This window comes from Streptosporangium brasiliense, assembly GCF_030811595.1.
Taxonomy (GTDB): domain Bacteria; phylum Actinomycetota; class Actinomycetes; order Streptosporangiales; family Streptosporangiaceae; genus Streptosporangium; species Streptosporangium brasiliense.
On sequence record NZ_JAUSRB010000002.1, the window covers coordinates 6,032,047 to 6,048,340 of the forward strand.

Here is a 16,294-nt window from a genome sequence, read left to right on the forward strand (position 1 = left end):
GCGACCCGGACCCGAGGGCGACCCGGACCGGGATTTCCGAGCCGCGGCATGCTCCTGCCGGGCCCGGCGCGCAGCGATCACCCCTGCGCCGAGGAAGGGGCCGGCCCGGGGTGCTGGTGGATGATCAGCCGAATTCGGGAGCTGGGGCCATGGCGTTGAGCGCCGTCACGATCGTCTCCTCCTCGTACCTGAAGTGGGACTCCAGCTGGTCCGCCAGCCGCTCCAGGTCGGCGCGCAGCTGCACGGAGTCGGTTTCACCGGGTACGAAGCTGTCGACGAGCTGCTGGATGTCGTCCTGCAGCCGCGCTACCACCTTGTGCTCCTCGCCGAGCTGCGCCAGCGCCGGAGCGAGTGCAGGGAACTGCTTGGCCAGCATCGGGAACACGGCCGTGTCCTCGCCGCTGTGATGCTTCTTCAGCGCCCCGCAGAAGTTCAGGCAGTGGGTGCGCATCTGCTGGGCGAGGTCCGGCGGCGTCCGCTCGATCGTGTCCATGCCGCCCTCGATCGCCCGGTCGGCCTGGGCGCGGAGCGTCTCGAGCTCCTTGCGCAGCCAGTCGTGCACCTCGACGATCCAGTCGCCCATGCCCTTGACCCGCTCCTCGCCGGGCTTGGGGCCGATCCGGTGCAGTACGACGACCGGGATCTCCCGGGCCGTCCTGGCCTGGTGGTCGGCGTACCCCGGCGCCTCGGCGATCACGCGGTCGAAGAGCTTGTCACGCTCCTGGGCCGGCGGGATGGCGGCGATCGCCTGATAGGTGTCGCTACCCGTCTCGACCGTTACGATCGGGTTCTTGCGGATGTTGTGATACCACGCGGGGTGCTTGTCGGCGCCATTCGAGGACGCGACGATGATCCCTTTTCCGGCGAATTCAAGATATCCCAGGATGCTCTCCCGTCGCAGGCCGCTCTTGGCTCCGACGGTCGTCAGCACGGCCAACGTCCAGCCCTCGAACATGCCGCTCATCTTCCCGTTGTTCGCCCGAAACTCGGCGATGACCTGACGCTGGAGCTCATTGACGTCGAAGCCCGCCCAGGTCTCGGCCTGTTCCTTGCTCATGCACTGCCTTTCCGTGTCGATTGATCGCGAAGGAGGGCCACGCCACCGGAGATCGACACAGAAATACCCCGCATGCCTACGCAGTGAAAATGGGCGCAGCAATCCCAGGACAGGGATTGACAAGCTGCGAGAGACGGAACGTGCCGATCTCTGAAATGGCTGAGTAGCCGATACCTCCATGCGTAGGCCCATACGGGGCTCGGTGAGACCGTAACACCGTCCCCGCTTGTCGAGCAACGTCACCATGGCGGGTGCGACCGGGAGCCGGTGGACCGGATTCGGGCCCGATCTCGAGTCAGCCCCTAGAGATCACCCGGTGGGCCGGAGGCTGCGGATCCAGATGAGGGAACCACGTAGATGGAGCCCGGCGAGGTAGTCGGCGGAGGACTTGTCGTAACGGGTTGCGAGGCCGCGCCAGTCCTTGATCTTGTTGATGCAACGCTCCACGCTGACTCCGAAGGTCTAGATCCCGACCAGGGACAGGCCCTAGCAGGCCTTGTCGCGGGACGGCAGGTTCCCGGTGGTCAGGAAGTCGGTGACGGCCTGGTCGCCGCAGGCGTTGCCGTTGGCGAGGTAGACGCCGTGGCCGCCTGAGTCGACGCTGACCATACGGGCCCGCTGCCCGAACGCCTGGCGCATCTTCAGCGCGCCGCTGTACGGCGTCGACGGGTCACGCAGGTTCTGGATGAGCAGCACGTTGGCCGGGCCGTGCGAGCTGACCCGCACGGGTCGCTCGGCGGGCTCGAAGGGCCAGAAGGCGCACGGCCCCATGTTGACCGGCATACCCGCGGTCAGCGGGTGGGCGGCCCGGTCGCGCGCCACCTGCCGCCGGTGCCGCTCGACCGAACTCGGCCACTCGACGTCGTTGCACATGGTCGCGCCGGCGTGGGCGGCGGTGTTCTGCAGGGCGGCCGCCGGCGGCGTGTTCGGCGGGGGCAGTTCGCCCGAGGTCAGGGCGGCCCGCATGAGCCCGGCCAGCATGGGGAAGTTCGCGTCGGAATAGAGCGCGTTGAGCATGGTCTCCCGCAGAAGGTTGCCGCTCAGTTCCTCGCCGTCGGCGCCCGGCCACGGCCGGGGCTCGCGGTCCAGTCCGGCCGCGAGTTCGAGGAAGGTGCGGCGGACCGCCGCCGCGTCGGCGCCGAGGCCGTACTCGCCGTCACGGGCCGCCGCCCAGGTGGCGAAGTCGGGGAAGCGGTCTTCCACGCCGACGGCGTAGTTGGCCAGCCACTGCCGCGCCACCCGGCGCGGGTCGGGGTCGTCGTTGCTGTCCAGGACGGCCCGGTCGGTGCGCTCGGGGAACATGGTGGCGTGGACGGCGCCCACGTAGGTGCCGTAGGAGACGCCCCAGTAGGAGATCTTCTGCTCGCCCAGCGCCCGGCGGATCATGTCGATGTCCCTGGCCTCGTTGCGGGTGCTGATGTGCCGGATGAGCGGCCCGCCGTTGCGGGCGCAGGCCTCGGCGATCCTGCGCGACCAGGCGACGTTCTCGGCGATGCCGCCGTCGGCGCCGGGGTACGGCTTGAGCCTGGTGAGCGAGAGATCCCGGGTCTCCAACCCGCACGAAACGGGCGAGCTCCGGCCCACACCGCGCGGGTCGAACCCGACGATGTCGTAGCGGTCGAGCACGTCCTGCGGCAGCCGTTCGACCTGGACACTGGGCCGGTTCAGGCCCGGGCTGCCCGGCCCGCCGGGGATGATCAGCAGCACGCCACGGCGCAGCGCGGGCTTGGCGGTCCTGATCCGCGACACCGCCAGCGAGATCGTCGGTCCGCCGGGCGTCCGGTAGTCCATGGGGACCTGAAGGGTGGCGCATTCCTGCCGCGCGTCGACACCGGGCCCTGTGGGGCAGGCGCCCCAGGAGGTGGCCGCCGCCTGCGCGGGGGCCACGAGCCCTGCGGCGAGGACGGCGGTGGATGCTCCGACGGCTGACAGTCTCGCAAGGTTTCGCATCGGGGGTCCTCTTCAGTGATCGTTCGGCCTGTGTCGTCGACTCTGCCGAACCATGGATCTCCGGACCAGAGACCGTGTCACCGAGGCCCCATGACCTCGTCACGGAACGGACATGACAACCAGTCGGCGGGGCCGCCGTGCCCGACGCGGCGATCTCTGTCTCGAAACTCTCGTGGCCCGCCCCCGCCGCCACCGGGTCGGCGGTGGCCGCGCCCCCGCCGCGCTGGGTCACTCCTCGCGCAGCGTCAGGTCCAGCAGCCCCGGGAAGCGCCGGTCGAACTCCGCCCGGCGCAGCCGGTTGACGCGCCTGGGGCCGGCGTCGCGCTGCTCGATGAGCCCGGCCGAGCGCAGCACCGCGAAGTGATGGCTGAGCGCGGGCTTGCCGACGGGCACGTCGAAGGTGCTGCAGGAGCGTGACCAGTCCTCGGAGGCGGCCAGCTCGCGGACGAGCTGGAGGCGGACCGGGTCGGCGAGCGCGGTGAGCGCGGTCAGGACGGACACGTCGTCGGGGTGGACGTGCTGGGGCGCGGGCCGGTGGCTCAAGGCACTCTCCTTGCCAAGTGTTCGATCTGGATCGTACACTCCGAGTATTCGATTTTCGTTGAACACTTTAGTCGAGGGGCGACCCGGCATGCACGCGATCATTGTGAAGGAACTCGGCGGACCCGAGGTGCTGCGTCTCGCGGAGACCGCGCTGCCGGAGCCCGCGCCGGGTGAGGTGACCGTCGACGTCGCCTACGCGGGTGTCAACTTCGCCGACATCAAGGCCCGCGGCGCCGGCTACCGCGTGACCGCCCTTCCCTTCGTCCCCGGTCTGGAGGTGTCCGGCCACGTCCGCGCCGTCGGCGAGGGGGTGAGCGGGCTGCGGCCCGGCCAGGAGGTCGTCGCGTTCGTCGACGGCGGTGGTTACGCCGAGACCGTCGCCGTCCCCGCGGCCACCGTCTTCCCGCTGCCGGCCGGGGTCTCGCTGCGCACCGGGGCGTCCCTGCCCACCGTCCTGCCGACCGCGCACGCCCTCCTCCACGAGGTGGGACGGCTGCGCGCGGGTGAGAGCGTCCTCGTCCAGGGCGCGGCGGGCGGGGTCGGCGCGGCCGCCGGCCAGCTGGCCCGGCTCGGCGGCGCGGGCGCGGTGTACGGAGTGGTCTCCAGCCCCGGGAAGGCGGAGCAGGCGCTGAAGTACGGCTACGACGAGGTGTTCGTCGGCGACGGGTTCCCCGAGGACGTGCGCCGGGCGACCGGCGGCCGCGGCGTGGACCTCGCCCTCGATCCGGTCGGAGGTGAGACCCTCCTGCGCACCCTGGGCTGCCTGTCCCTCTTCGGGCGCCTCGTCTCCTTCGGCAACGCCGGTGGCGGCCCCGCCTGGCAGGTGGGCCAGGCCGAGCTGTACACCGGAGCGCATTCGGTGAGCGGATTCTCCATCCTCAACCTCGCCAAGTCCGATCCGCGGGCGCTGGCCGACATCGCCGGCCGGGCCTTCCGCCCCGTCACGACCGGGGAGCTGGAGCTGCCCGTGACCGCCGAATTCCCTCTCGCCGAGGCCGCCGAGGCGCACCGCCTCGTCGAGACCCGGACCACCACCGGCAAGCTGCTGCTGAAGGTCTCCTAGAGCGCGCCGGAGAGCCGGGCCGCCCCCTGGACCAGGTGATGGGGCGGGGGAGGCTGTGGCGCCGCATGTGAAGCCCTGACGTGGACAGATGATGGAACAAGGAGACGCCGTGAAGATAGCGGTGATCGGTGCCGGCGGTATCGGCGGATATTTCGGTGGCCGCCTCGCGGCCGCCGGGCATGATGTCAGCTTTGTGGCACGAGGCGCGCACCTCGGAGCCCTCCGGAGCGAGGGGCTCACCGTGGAGAGCCCGGCCGGCGATCTCGCCGTCCCGCGGGTGCGGGCGACGGACGACCCGCGGGACATCGGCGAGGTCGACTACGTGCTCCTGGCTGTCAAGACATGGCAGCTGGCGCCCGCGGTCGCCGCTCTGGCGCCGTTGATGGGCGCCGGCACGGCGGTCGTGACCCTTCAGAACGGTGTCGAGGCGCCGGCCCAGGTCGCCGAGGCGGTTGGCCGGGACGCGGTCCTGCCGGGCATCGCGAAGATCATCGCGTATCTGGACGGGCCCGGACGCGTGCGCCATGTCGGTGGTCTGGGCTCGCTGACCTTCGCGGAGTGGGACAACCGGGCGACGGCGCGCGTGGAGCGGCTCCGGGCCGCTCTCGACGCATCGGCGGTGACGGCCGTGGTGCCCGACGACATCTGGGCCGAGCTCTGGGCCAAGTTCCTGTTCGTCGTGCCGTTGGGCGGGCTCGGCGCCGTGACGGACGCGCCGTTCGGGGTGCTGCGCTCCCGGCCGGGGACGCGGCGGGTGCTCGCGGAGGGCATGAACGAGATCCGGCGGGTGGGGCAGGCCATGGGGGTCGAGCTGGCCGACGACATCGTGGAGAGGACGATGGCGTTCGTCGACCAGCAGCCGGCCGCCGGCACCTCGTCACTGCAGCGGGACATCCTGTCCGGCAGGCCGTCCGAGCTTGAGGCCTGGACCGGCGCGGTGGTGCGCCTCGGTGCCCGGACGGGGACGGCGACCCCGGTCAACGCCCTCCTGTACGAGGTGTTGAGTCTGCGCGAAGCGAGGACAGGCGCGACCGGCCCCTGATCTCACGCTCTCGTCCCGCCCCGGCGGCGTGGCAGCCGTCCTCCGGCTCCAGCGCGCCGCGCACGGGGCCGGAGGTGATGGGGACGCCGATCACTGGATCACCTTCTGGAGGAACTCGGTCACGTTGGCCGCGGTCCTGTCGATCTTCTCTTCGAGCGTGAGCGACTCGGGCATCCGCCCGCCGGGCCCGACGTCCTTCTTGCCGCGCAGGTAGAGGGAGCAGGCCAGGTCGGTGCAGATGTAGGCGCCCACGGAGTTGCCGTTGCCACCGGTACGGCGGGCGGTCATCAGCGACACGCCGTCGCCGGTGTGCGTGGTCAGGCAGAGCGAGCACATGCTGCGCCGTGTATGTCCGGCGTGCGGGGCGGCCCGTCGCAGCGCCACCCCGATCAGCCGGTCGCCGTGCTCGGCGATCAGGTAGGCGCGGCCGAGGGAGGAGAGGTCTTGCCAGCCGAGGAAGTCCAGGTCGTCCCATGGCCGGGCGTCCAGGTCCCTGGGTATGGCAAGGCGTCTGGCCTCCCCCTTGGTGCAGTTGACGAAAGAGGCACGGACCTCGTGCTCGGAAACCAATCTCATAGCTGAAAAGCTATCCCCTGTATGCTGAGACAGCAAACGATTATGTATTTCCCTAGAGCTTCTAGGTAAATAGGGGTAGCGCGTGCCGGAGTGACCGTCGAACGGCCGGCTGAGGCGGCGGCGGAGCCGGCCAAGGGAGAACGTGACCGTCTCGGAGCTCGGGCGCGGATTCGGCGTGAAGGACGCGAGCCTCTACTCGCGCGTCGCGAACGCGCACGAGCTGCGGGTCCGGGCGACGCCGGCGCGAGCCGCACACCGTGACGGCTCCCAGTCCGGATGTGCCGGCACCCGCCTGGGGCGTCCGGTCGCCGGGGCGGAGGAGCCGCGCGGTGCCCGGCTGCGGGGCGCGCGCCGCGTCAGGTGGTGCGGGCCCTGAGGTGGGCCCGCTCGCCCTGGCGGCCGAACAGCACGAGCAGCTCCACCGGCTGGTCGCCCTCGGCGCCAAGCCAGTGCGGGACGTGGGTGTCGAACTCGGCCACCTCGCCGGGGGCCAGGACGAGACTCTGATCCCCGAGCAGCAGCCGCAGCCGGCCGGCCAGGACGTAGACCCACTCGAAACCCTCGTGCGTCTTCAGCTCCGGCTCCAGACCGGCCGGCCTGGTGGGGATGATGAGCTTGTGGGCCTGCAGGCCGCCCGGCCGGCGGCTGAGCGGCACGAAGATCATGCCGTTGTGCCTCACCGGGTGCAGGTGCACACGGGGGTCACCGGTGCGGGGCGCCCCGACCAGTTCGTCCAGCGGGACGGCGTAGATCTCGGCCAGCGGCAGCAGCAGTTCCAGGGTGGGCCTGCGGCCGCCGCTCTCCAGCCGGGACAGGGTGCTTTCGGAGATCTCGGTCCGCTCCGCGATTTCGGCCAGGGTCAGGCCGCGCCGCCGGCGCAGCTCCCGCAGGCGCGGTCCTACGGCGGTCAGCACATCCTTACGTTCTGCCATATCCCCATCTTGCTGAAACGGCATGAAGGATTGCAAGCGGAGCGGGCCCGGGTTCATTCTCCTCAGGCACCCTCCCCGCACGGGCCCGGGGCCGGCCGCCGCGACCGGCCGGCCACAGCGCCGCCGCACCGGACGGAGCCCGCGATGCGCGACCCGATGGACATGAGCGACCCGATGTGCGACCCGATGGACATGAGCGACCCGATGTGCGACCCGATGAAGACGAACGACCGGATGAGCGGCCGGATGGACATGAGTGACCCGATGGAGATGAACGACCGGATGAGTGACCGGATGGACATGAGCGACCGGACGGGCGACCCGATGGACATGGACCCTGCCGGCGAGGCCGAACGCTTCTGGGAGAAGCACTACGCCGGCCGCGACAGGGTCTGGAACGGCAACCCCAATCCCCTGCTCGCCGAAACCGCCCGAACCCTGCGGGCGGGCACGGCGCTGGACCTCGGCAGCGGGGAGGGCGGCGACGCCGTCCATCTGGCCGCCCAGGGTTGGCAGGTGACCGCCGTCGACGTCTCGGCCACCGCCCTGGCGCGCGCCCGTGCCCACGCCCGGGCGGCGGGCGTCGCCGACCGCGTCACCACCCAGCAGCACGACCTGGCCCGCACCTTCCCCCACGGCGCCTTCGACCTCATCAGCGCCCAGTACCTGCACAGCCCTCTCGACCTCCCCCGCGAGCACGTCCTGCGCCAGGCCGCACGCGCCCTCGCCCCCGGCGGCCTGCTCCTCATCGTCGACCACGGCTCCGTACGCCCGTGGGCCTGGGATCCCGACCCCCACACGCACTTCCCCACCCCCCAGGACATCTACGGCGGCCTCCACCTCGACCCCGCCCGCTACCGCCCCGAACGCCTCGACACCCCCCGGCGAGAGGCCGTCGGACCCAACGGCGAGACGGCCACCGTCACCGACACCGTCGTCGCGGTCCGCCGCGTCCCACACCCGTCCGGCGGCGCGTAGCAGCGCCCCCTTTCGGCCGGGAGCGTCCGGGGCCCTCGCGGTGCCCGGTCCGGGGACGCGGCCGGCCCCGGACCGGGACGGAGCTCAGGGGGTGGGCGGGGCCGGCGGCAGCGGCGCGAACAGGTCGACGCCGTTGCCGTCCGGATCGCGCACCAGGGCGTAGCGCTGTCCCCAGACCGCGTCCCAGGGCTCCTTGTGCCCCTCGTAGCCCGCCTCGACGAGATCGGCGTAGACCCGGTCCACCTCGGCGGGGCCGTCGCAGGCGAAGGCCAGGCTGATCCGCGCGTCCCCGCTGGGCGGTGTCCACTCCGGGTCGAAGGAGCGGATGGTGTTGACGCGATCCCACGCGAGCCGCAGCCCGCCGGGCAGGGTCACCTCCACGTGGGGCTCGGTGTCGGCCGTCGGGGGGATGTCGAGTCCGAGGCGGCGGTAGAAGGACAGGGACTTGCTCAGGTCGGCCACGACGAGGCCGATCAGATTGAACGAAGGTGCCATGTCCGCAACGGTACGGACCCGGCCGCACGCCTGTCTTGAACGGATCGGACATGCACCCCGCGTCCCGCCGGGTGCGGCGCGGGCGTGGCGGGGCCCCGGGCCCGGGGCCGCGGGGTCAGGACTCGGCGACGCGGAGGACGATCTTGCCTTGGATGTGTCCCTCGGCGGCACGGGCGTGGGCCTGGGCGGCCTCGGAGAGGGGGAAGACGCTGTCGACGCCGACGCGGAGACGGCCCTCGTCGACGAGGCGGGCCAGCTCGGCCATGTCCGCGCCGTCCGAGCGGACCTGGCCGCTCCGGAAGGCGATGCCGAGCTCGGCGGCGCGGTCGCGGTGGTAATCGCCGAAGAAGATCGGGCAGATCGTCCCGCCGGGCCTCAGGATCCGCAGGAAACGGTGCCCGTCCGGGCCGCCGACAGTGTCGATCAGCAGGTCCACCTCGCCCACGGCCTCCTCGGCCGGGACGCGGGTGTGGTCGACGTATTCGTCCACGCCGAGCCCGCGCAGGAACTCCTCGTGGCGGGTGGAGGCGACGCCGATGACATGGGCGTCGCGGATCTTGGCGAGCTGGACCGCGAAGTGCCCGACGCCCCCGGCCGCGCCGTTCACCAGGACCCGTTCCCCGCCCGCGAGGCCGACGTGGCCGAAGAGGTTCTGGTAGGCGGTGAGCCCGGACATCGGGATCCCGGCGGCCGCCACGTGGTCGATGCCGGACGGCTTGCGCGCCAGGTGGGCGACCGGCGCGGTGGTGTACTCGGCGTAGGTCCGGCCGCCGTCGTTCATGTCGCCGAAGCGGATCATGCCGAAGACCTCGTCGCCCTCGCGGAACTCGGTGACGCCCTCGCCGACGGCGACGACGACGCCCGAGGCGTCGGAGCCGGGCGTCCACGGCAGGCGCAGCTCCGGGCGCAACTCCTCGGGGATCAAGGTGAAGCCGCTGCGCGCGTACCAGTCGGGCGGGTTCACGCCGACGGCGTGAACCCGGACGAGGACGTCGCCGGGGCCGGGCTCGGGGCGGGTCACCTCTTCGTAGGTGAGGACCTCGGGTCCGCCCTGCGTATGGACGCGGATGGCCATCATCGTCGTTTCGGGCATGGGGATGCTCCCTCGTCGGAGCCCCGGCAATATCCGGAGCGGTGCTCCGTATATTAGACGGAGCACCGCTCCGCTTGTCAATGGGCCAGAATGCGTGCATGACCGGAACAGACCCCGTCCGTCCGCGGGCACCCCGCGCCGACGCGCTGCGCAACCGCGCGCGCATCCTGGAGGTGGCCAGGGCCGTCGTCGAGGAACAGGGCGCGCAGGCGTCGCTCCGCGACATCGCGCGGCGCGCGGAGGTCGGCATGGGCACCCTCTACCGGCACTTCGCGACCCGCGAGGAGTTGCTGGAGGCCCTCCTGCGCCGGCGCTTCGACCACCTGGCCGGACACGCCGCCGCGCTGGAGGCGGACCGGCCGCCGGCCGAGGCGCTGGCCGAGTGGCTGCGTGCCTTCACCTCCGGGACCGCCGCCTACCGGGGCCTCGCCACCTCGATGATGGCCACGATCGACGACGAGTCCTCGCCGCTGCACGCCTCCTGCGGCGCGATGCGCGCCGCCGGGGCGCGGCTGCTGCGGCGTGCCCAGGACGCGGGCGCCGTCCGGCCGGACGTGGACGGCCTCGATCTGTTCGCGCTGGTCGGCGCCGTCTCGTGGATCGCCGACCAGACCCCGACGATCGCCGCCCGCCGCGACCACCTGTTCGCACTGATCATGGACGGCCTCGCCCACCCGGCTCCCACCGGCTGAGCGGCGTCCTTCCGGCTCCGGGCGGCGGCCGCCGGACGACCGGACGGCGGCCGGGGCCGTACCGGTGCCCGCGCCACCCGCGGTAGCCACTTTTTTGTGGGTACTTGTCGGTGGGCCGGGCCGGCCCGAAGCTTGGTCGTGGGCGGTCGGAGGGCCGTCGGATCCGGGTGAGAGGGGGAGGCCGGCGGTGCATCAGGAGATCGGCCGGGCCTCGGCCAGCTTCTCCAGGCGGCGGTGGCCCCAGTCGGAAAGAGGCTCCAACGCCTCGGAGAGCTCGCGGCCGAACGCGGTCAGGGAGTACACGGTCTTCAGCGGCCGCACGTCGTGCACCTCCCGGTGGACCAGTCCGTCGGCCTCCATCTCCCGGAGCGTGTGAGTCAGCACCTTCTCGGTGAGGCCCGGCAGCCGCCGGCGCAGCTCGCCGGGGCGGTGCGGGCCGGATTCCAGCAGCCAGAGCAAGACCGTCTTCCACTTGCCGTCGATCACGGCGATCGCAGCCGTCACTCCGCACACATTCGGGTCCTGGGCACGGCTGCGTGTCATCTTCATCCCGTTCATCACCGGTTGTTCATTCTTATCGAGGAGTTGAGGCATGCCCTCGCACACCGAACAGTCTGCCGTCACCGTGCTCGGCCTGGGGCCGATGGGCCGGGCCCTGGCCGGCGCCTTCCTGGACGCCGGCCTGCGGACCACGGTCTGGAACCGGACGCCGGGCAGGGACCGGGAGCTGGTCGAGCGGGGCGCGGTCGGCGTCCCGTCACCCGAAGCGGCGGTCGCCGCAAGCGCGTTGACCGTGATCTGCGTGGTGAACTACGACGCGGTGGACGCCATCGTGCGGCGCGACGCGGTCGCCGACGCGCTCAAGGGGCGCACGATCGCGAACCTGACCGCCGACACCCCCGACCGGGCCCGGAACGCCGCGGCCTGGGCGGCCGAGCACGGCATCGGGTATCTGGACGGTGCGATCATGACACCGACCACGACCATCGGCACGCCGGCCGCGGTGTTCCTGCACAGCGGCCCCGAGGAGATCTACCGGGAGCACCGGCCGGTGCTGGACGCGCTGGGGGGCACCCACACCCACCTCGGTGAGGAGGTCGGCCGGGCGGCCGCGTACGACATCGCGCTGCTCGACATCTTCTGGACCGCGATGGCGGGCTACGCGCACGCACTGGCCGTGGCGAGGGCGGAAGGCATCACCGCGCGGGAGCTGGCACCGTTCGCCAAGGGCATCGGCGCGATCCTTCCGCCGATCTTCGAGCAGGCCGCGGAGGAAGTGGACAGCGGCGGATTCTCCGGCGAGGGCAACCCGATCACCTCGGCGGTGTCGTCCATGGCCCACATCGTCCACACCTCCGAGGCCCATGGCATCGACGCGGGCGTGATGCGTGCGGCCGAAGGTCTGGCACGCCGCGCCATCGGACGGGGTCACGGCACGGACGGGTTCCTCCGGATCACCGAGATCCTGAACCCTCGGTGACGCCGCCCGCGTCCTGAGGGGGCCGAGTCCCCGGGCCGCTCGCCGTCACCGCCACCGCCACCGCCACCGCCACCGCCACCGCCGGCGTCGGCGTCGGCGTCGGCTCCGCCGTACGGGACGCTCCCGGCGTCGGGCGGCGGTACCGAATGCCTGGACGCCGGGGCGGTGAACGGTCACGGTGACCGGCTTCACTCTCACGGCAGGACCAGGGGCTGTCGCGAAAGTGGATCAAGATCGTAGATGGTCATGGTCCGGGAGGCGTGGTGATCCGGCGGGCGGCCAGGGGGGCGACTGGAGCCGCCGCTGCCGGTGGGCAATACTCTGCGATCCGGGCAAACCGCCACCGAATCGTCACACGGAAGACGCCAACGCATGAATACGCCATCATCGCCATCCGGAGCGGAGCGGACTGACGGATCATCCGTCCGGATCGGCGCTCTCGTTCCGCTGACCCGGCCTGGCTGGATCGAGGCGGGCCAACACTTGCTCGCCGGACTCGAACTGGCCGTTCGCGAGGTCAATGACGCCGGCGGGATCGTCGGAAGACCACTCGAACTGGTGGTCCGAGACACCGCGGCTGATCCACAGAGGGCCGCGGCGGCCGTGGACGAATTGGCCGGCCTGGGCGTGGCCGCCTTGGCGGGGGAGTATCACAGCGTCGTCGCTCGCGCCGCTGCCGCCCGGGCCGACGCCCTCGGCCTGCCGTTCCTCTGCTCGTCAGCGGTTCTCGACGCGCTCACCGAACAGCCGACGGAATGGGTCGCGCGCCTCGCCCCGGCGCAGTCCCGCGGCTGGCGGATCTACGCGGACTTCCTCCTCGGCGCGGGCCACAGCCGGATCGCCGTGGCAGCCCAGCCGAGTGTCTACTGGGCATCCGGGGCCCGCATTCTGCGGGACCACCTCGCTCCACGCGGCGGCACCGTCATCGAACTCGACATGAACGCGCTCACCCCCACGGCCGTGTGCGACGAACTCGTCGACAATCGTGCGACAGCCCTCCTTCTTCTGGTCGGCCACCCGGAGCCGGCAGTGCCGATCGTCAAGGCTGTCCGCAGTGACCAGCGCCTCGGGGAGATCATGATCGGTGCTCCGGCCGGGCAGCCGGAGTTCGCCGAATGGGCGAGGTTGCTGGGCGGCGACGGCGCCGCGATCCCGTTCCTGCGCTACCTGCCCGAGCGCCTCAGCCCGCTCGGCGCACGGGTCGAGACGGCCCTGCGCGAGCGGCTGGGCGGAGCGCCCTCCTTCGTCGCGTTCGAGGGCTACGACGCGGTCACCGTCCTCGCCGACGTGCTGCGTTCTCACGGCGCGGACCGGGCGCGCATGGCCGAGTCCTGGCCGAGCGTCGCAGTCGAAGGCACCCGCGGGCAGATCCAGTTCTCCCGCACGCCAGGCATCAGCGTCTGGCAATGGGCTTGGCCGCCGATCCAGGTCGTTGATCGAGATCCGGCGGAACCCGATCGCTTCCGGATCCTTCACGCCGGCTGAGAGCACGGAGGTCCGACTGTCCAGATCTGTCGGAACTTGAGGCTGTCTACCGGTCTACGCGTTAATACTTAGGGTCTGTTGCGACCGTGCTGGTCGCAGCCACTCATTGATGGCTGTGACCAGCACGGTCGCGTCCCGACCCCTCGCCCACTAGTAGCCGGCCACCCGAGGCCAGCGCAGCTCGACACCGTCCTGGGCGAGCCTCTGCTGGAAGTCGGCGAGCAGTTCCTCCTTCTCCCGTACGGCGTGCGGTGCGATCCCGTTGTCCAGGCAGAAGGCCGCCAGCGCGCCGGCGGCCTCGCCGGCGTTCCACTCCACCGGGTGCAGCCGGTAGGCGCCGTTGGTGATGTGGGTGGTGCCGATGTTCTTGGCGGCGGGCAGGAGGTTGGTCATCCGCTCCGGGATCAGCGCTCCCAGCGGGATCTCGAACGGCGAGCAGCCCACGTCGATGTAGTTGTCGCCCCCGGTGGAGGGGTGCAGGTCGATGCGGTACATGCCGATGCCGACCGAGTCGTCGTAGCCGACGGCGCCCTTGTCGCCGCGTACGGCCAGCGACAGGTCCTGCTCGGTCACGGTGTACAGGGCGCGGATCCGCCGTGACTCCCGGATGTAGGGGGCCTGGGCCAGGCCGTCGGCCGAGCCGGTCACGTCGCCGCGCAGCCGCAGGCCGGGGAAGCCGGCGCCGCCGTCGGAGCGGGGTGCCTCGGTCTGCAGCCAGTACAGGACCGAGCGGGACAGCTCACGCGCCGCCGCCAGGTGCCGGTCGGCGTCCGGCACGTCGATGACCGGCCCCTCCATGTAATCGATCATCGGCCAGTTGACCAGCGTGATGTCGCTGGCGTAGGCGCCGGCGACGAAGTTGCGGCGGGCGGCGATCCGGCGGAAGGTCCACAGGTTGAGGTCCCCCTCGCTGTGCCGCTGGTCGGCGTCCATCAGCAGGGGGTCGTCGCCGGGGTTGGGGGTGAAGGAACGTTCCATGATCTCCAGCGTCTGGGGCTTCGGGCACCGCCAGGACAGCAGCCGGTCACCCCAGAAAGGAGGCTGGTAGGCGCGCCAGAAGTCGTAGGAGGCGGGCCTGTCGATGGTGTGGTCCCCGTCGACGTGGTCGATCGCGAAGCACACCGAGACGGCCTGCATGTTCAGCGGCCGCGCCTGCGCGGGCGCGCTCGGCTCGCCGGTCTCGGCCTGCGACTCCGACCCCGTGACGTACTCGGTGCCGGTCAGCGGCAGCAGCTCGCCGGTCTCGGTGGCGTCCAGGACGTACGGCGCGCGCACGGTGATCCGGCCGCCTCCGTGCCGGTGCTCCAGCTCCACGGCGGTCACCGTGTCGCCGTCGACCTGGGCGTCCACCGGCCGGTAGGGCTGCAGGACCCGCAGCCGCCCCGAGCCCCGGTAGGGCGCCAGCATCGCCTCGATCACCGCGACCGCGACCCGGGGCTCGTGGCAGAGCCGGCTCACGTGGCCCGCACCCGGGTTGAGGTGCCGCCAGGCGCGGGACCGCCCGGTCAGGGGGTAGTGCTGCCGGTAGTAGTGCCGGATGCCGTCGCGCAGCGCCCGGTAGCTCGCGGTGACGCCGAACCGCTCCACCCAGGGGTGCTCGTCCGGCGGCACGGCCTGGCTGGTCAGCTGGCCGCCCAGCCAGTCGTGTTCCTCACTGAGGATCACCGTACGGCCGGCCCGTAGCAGGGCCAGTGCGGCGGCGACACCGCCCAGGCCACCGCCGACGATCACCGCGTCTGCAGATGTCTCGACCACGAGAGGGTCTCTCCTGTCATTTCTGTTCAGTCTCCGGCCGGGGCCAGTGTGGCGCCGTCGACCAGCTCGCAGGGGAGCAGTTCCTGTGGGGTCCCGCCGCTCTCCAGCACCTCGGCCAGCAGCTCGACGGCCCTGCGGCCCATCTCGCGCCGGGGGATGCGGAATCCGGTGAAGTCGAGGCGGGCGGGGCGCGTGGGGGTGCCGAGCGCGAGGAGCGACAGCTCGCCGGGGACCGCGACGCCCCGCTCCCGGGCCGCCCGCGCGACCGCGAGGCCGTCGGCCCACTCCTCGACGAAGGCCGCCGTCGCTCCAGCCCCGGCCAGCTCGTCGAGGAGGTCGTCGGGAGTCCGGCCGGCCGTCGGCACCCGGATCCCGTCGACGCCGGCGGCGGCCACCGCTCCGCGGAACCCGCGCAGGCGGTCGGCCGAGGACTCGGCGCCCGTCCCGGGGCCGACGTAGGCCAGCCGCCGGTGTCCGAGCCGCACGGCGCGCTCGACGAGCGCCCGCACCGCCGGGAGGTAGTCGGCGCCCACGTACGGCACCGGCGCGCCCGCGTCGTCACGGCGGCCGACGGACACGAACGGGACGCCCTCCGACAGCAGCCGGGCCAGGTCGTCGCGGTCGACGTTGCGGCCCAGGAGCAGGCATCCGTCGGCCAGCCGTACCCGGCTGTCGCCGTTGAAGATCCGCCGCCGCCCGCCCGCCGCCCCGGCGCCGGTGAACAGCAGCAGGTCGCAGCCCGCCTCCTCGGCGCGCTCCTCGATGCCGAGCAGGAACGGGTGGTAGAAATCGGCGTCCTCGGCCGGGAAGACCGCCTCGTAGGTGAACACGCCCAGGATGCGGTTGCGCCGGTCGGCGAGCCGTCGCGCGGCGGGGTCGGCGACGTATCCGGTCTGCCTGATCGCCCGCAGCACGCGCTCGCGCGTCTCCGGGGAGATCCGCGTGTCGGCGTCCGCCCGGTTGTTGAGGACCAGCGACACCGTGGTCTGGCTCACTCCGGCCATCCGGGCGATGTCCTGCTGGGTGAGGCGGCGGTTGGAGGCGGTCACGTCCCGTGGTGTCCCATCAGCAGGTAATGCGTATTAGCCGAAGATATGCGCCACTTTGAGTGACAGGCAAGTTCATCGCCAAGTCTCCGCAAAACCAGGCGCGG

At 71.8% G+C, this 16,294-nt stretch carries 18 protein-coding genes; 7 read left to right on the forward strand and 11 right to left on the reverse strand.

Going from position 1 to position 16,294, the window contains the following annotated elements; translation table 11 throughout:
* Positions 1 to 124 precede the first annotated feature (124 nt).
* The 4 genes from J2S55_RS35995 to J2S55_RS36010 all read right to left on the reverse strand — a co-directional run bounded on the left by J2S55_RS35995 (position 125) and on the right by J2S55_RS36010 (position 3,550).
* Positions 125 to 1,057: a nitroreductase/quinone reductase family protein gene (locus J2S55_RS35995; RefSeq protein WP_306870230.1), complete on the reverse strand. Its 933-nt coding sequence runs from the start codon at positions 1,055 to 1,057 to the stop codon at positions 125 to 127.
* A 309-nt stretch (positions 1,058 to 1,366) separates the two neighbouring features.
* Positions 1,367 to 1,504, reverse strand: a complete 138-nt coding sequence (locus tag J2S55_RS36000; RefSeq protein WP_370879731.1) for a hypothetical protein — start codon at positions 1,502 to 1,504, stop codon at positions 1,367 to 1,369.
* A gap of 39 nt (positions 1,505 to 1,543) precedes the next feature.
* On the reverse strand, positions 1,544 to 3,007 hold the full coding sequence (locus J2S55_RS36005; protein ID WP_306870232.1) for an alpha/beta hydrolase: 1,464 nt from the start codon (positions 3,005 to 3,007) through the stop codon (positions 1,544 to 1,546).
* Positions 3,008 to 3,235: 228 nt separating this feature from the next.
* Positions 3,236 to 3,550 (reverse strand): ArsR/SmtB family transcription factor, encoded by a 315-nt coding sequence (locus J2S55_RS36010; RefSeq protein WP_306870234.1) that lies wholly within the window; start codon positions 3,548 to 3,550, stop codon positions 3,236 to 3,238.
* Between the two features lie 88 nt (positions 3,551 to 3,638).
* Here J2S55_RS36010 and J2S55_RS36015 point away from each other — a divergent pair, with 88 nt between their 5' ends.
* Both J2S55_RS36015 and J2S55_RS36020 read left to right on the forward strand, forming a co-directional pair.
* Positions 3,639 to 4,613: a quinone oxidoreductase family protein gene (locus J2S55_RS36015; protein WP_306870236.1), complete on the forward strand. Its 975-nt coding sequence runs from the start codon at positions 3,639 to 3,641 to the stop codon at positions 4,611 to 4,613.
* A 109-nt stretch (positions 4,614 to 4,722) separates the two neighbouring features.
* Positions 4,723 to 5,655 (forward strand): 2-dehydropantoate 2-reductase, encoded by a 933-nt coding sequence (locus J2S55_RS36020; RefSeq protein WP_306870238.1) that lies wholly within the window; start codon positions 4,723 to 4,725, stop codon positions 5,653 to 5,655.
* A 90-nt stretch (positions 5,656 to 5,745) separates the two neighbouring features.
* Here J2S55_RS36020 and J2S55_RS36025 read toward each other — a convergent pair whose 3' ends face one another.
* Positions 5,746 to 6,231, reverse strand: a complete 486-nt coding sequence (locus tag J2S55_RS36025) for an FBP domain-containing protein (RefSeq protein WP_306870241.1) — start codon at positions 6,229 to 6,231, stop codon at positions 5,746 to 5,748.
* A gap of 142 nt (positions 6,232 to 6,373) precedes the next feature.
* Here J2S55_RS36025 and J2S55_RS36030 point away from each other — a divergent pair, with 142 nt between their 5' ends.
* Positions 6,374 to 6,607 carry a hypothetical protein gene (locus tag J2S55_RS36030; RefSeq protein WP_306870245.1) on the forward strand — a complete coding sequence of 78 codons (234 nt, stop codon included), beginning with the start codon at positions 6,374 to 6,376 and terminating at the stop codon, positions 6,605 to 6,607.
* Here J2S55_RS36030 and J2S55_RS36035 read toward each other — a convergent pair.
* Positions 6,588 to 7,163, reverse strand: a complete 576-nt coding sequence (locus tag J2S55_RS36035) for a helix-turn-helix domain-containing protein (RefSeq protein ID WP_306870247.1) — start codon at positions 7,161 to 7,163, stop codon at positions 6,588 to 6,590. The two genes, J2S55_RS36030 and J2S55_RS36035, sit on opposite strands and share 20 nt — an antisense overlap.
* Before the next feature lie 144 nt (positions 7,164 to 7,307).
* Here J2S55_RS36035 and J2S55_RS36040 point away from each other — a divergent pair, with 144 nt between their 5' ends.
* On the forward strand, positions 7,308 to 8,141 hold the full coding sequence (locus J2S55_RS36040) for a class I SAM-dependent methyltransferase (protein ID WP_306870250.1): 834 nt from the start codon (positions 7,308 to 7,310) through the stop codon (positions 8,139 to 8,141).
* Between the two features lie 84 nt (positions 8,142 to 8,225).
* Here J2S55_RS36040 and J2S55_RS36045 read toward each other — a convergent pair whose 3' ends face one another.
* The gene (locus J2S55_RS36045; RefSeq protein ID WP_306870251.1) at positions 8,226 to 8,636 is read right to left on the reverse strand and encodes a VOC family protein; all 411 of its coding nucleotides are present in this window, start codon (positions 8,634 to 8,636) and stop codon (positions 8,226 to 8,228) included.
* A 115-nt stretch (positions 8,637 to 8,751) separates the two neighbouring features.
* Positions 8,752 to 9,729, reverse strand: coding sequence for an NADP-dependent oxidoreductase (locus J2S55_RS36050; protein WP_306870253.1), 978 nt, complete (start codon positions 9,727 to 9,729; stop codon positions 8,752 to 8,754).
* Positions 9,730 to 9,827: 98 nt separating this feature from the next.
* On the opposite strand from J2S55_RS36050, the gene J2S55_RS36055 reads away from it, so the two are divergent.
* Positions 9,828 to 10,421: a TetR/AcrR family transcriptional regulator gene (locus J2S55_RS36055; protein WP_306870254.1), complete on the forward strand. Its 594-nt coding sequence runs from the start codon at positions 9,828 to 9,830 to the stop codon at positions 10,419 to 10,421.
* Between the two features lie 192 nt (positions 10,422 to 10,613).
* Here J2S55_RS36055 and J2S55_RS36060 read toward each other — a convergent pair whose 3' ends face one another.
* Positions 10,614 to 10,925 (reverse strand): winged helix-turn-helix transcriptional regulator, encoded by a 312-nt coding sequence (locus J2S55_RS36060; protein WP_370879732.1) that lies wholly within the window; start codon positions 10,923 to 10,925, stop codon positions 10,614 to 10,616.
* Between the two features lie 88 nt (positions 10,926 to 11,013).
* Here J2S55_RS36060 and J2S55_RS36065 point away from each other — a divergent pair, with 88 nt between their 5' ends.
* Positions 11,014 to 11,901, forward strand: a complete 888-nt coding sequence (locus J2S55_RS36065) for an NAD(P)-dependent oxidoreductase (RefSeq protein WP_306870259.1) — start codon at positions 11,014 to 11,016, stop codon at positions 11,899 to 11,901.
* A 372-nt stretch (positions 11,902 to 12,273) separates the two neighbouring features.
* A complete protein-coding gene (locus tag J2S55_RS36070; protein ID WP_306870263.1) occupies positions 12,274 to 13,386 on the forward strand; it encodes an ABC transporter substrate-binding protein in 1,113 nt (370 codons plus the stop codon).
* Positions 13,387 to 13,536: 150 nt separating this feature from the next.
* Here J2S55_RS36070 and J2S55_RS36075 read toward each other — a convergent pair whose 3' ends face one another.
* Together J2S55_RS36075 and J2S55_RS36080 are read right to left on the reverse strand one after the other, a co-directional pair.
* Positions 13,537 to 15,141, reverse strand: coding sequence for an FAD-dependent oxidoreductase (locus J2S55_RS36075; protein ID WP_306870266.1), 1,605 nt, complete (start codon positions 15,139 to 15,141; stop codon positions 13,537 to 13,539).
* Positions 15,142 to 15,167: 26 nt separating this feature from the next.
* The gene (locus J2S55_RS36080) at positions 15,168 to 16,190 is read right to left on the reverse strand and encodes a LacI family DNA-binding transcriptional regulator (protein ID WP_306870269.1); all 1,023 of its coding nucleotides are present in this window, start codon (positions 16,188 to 16,190) and stop codon (positions 15,168 to 15,170) included.
* Positions 16,191 to 16,294: the final 104 nt, after the last annotated feature.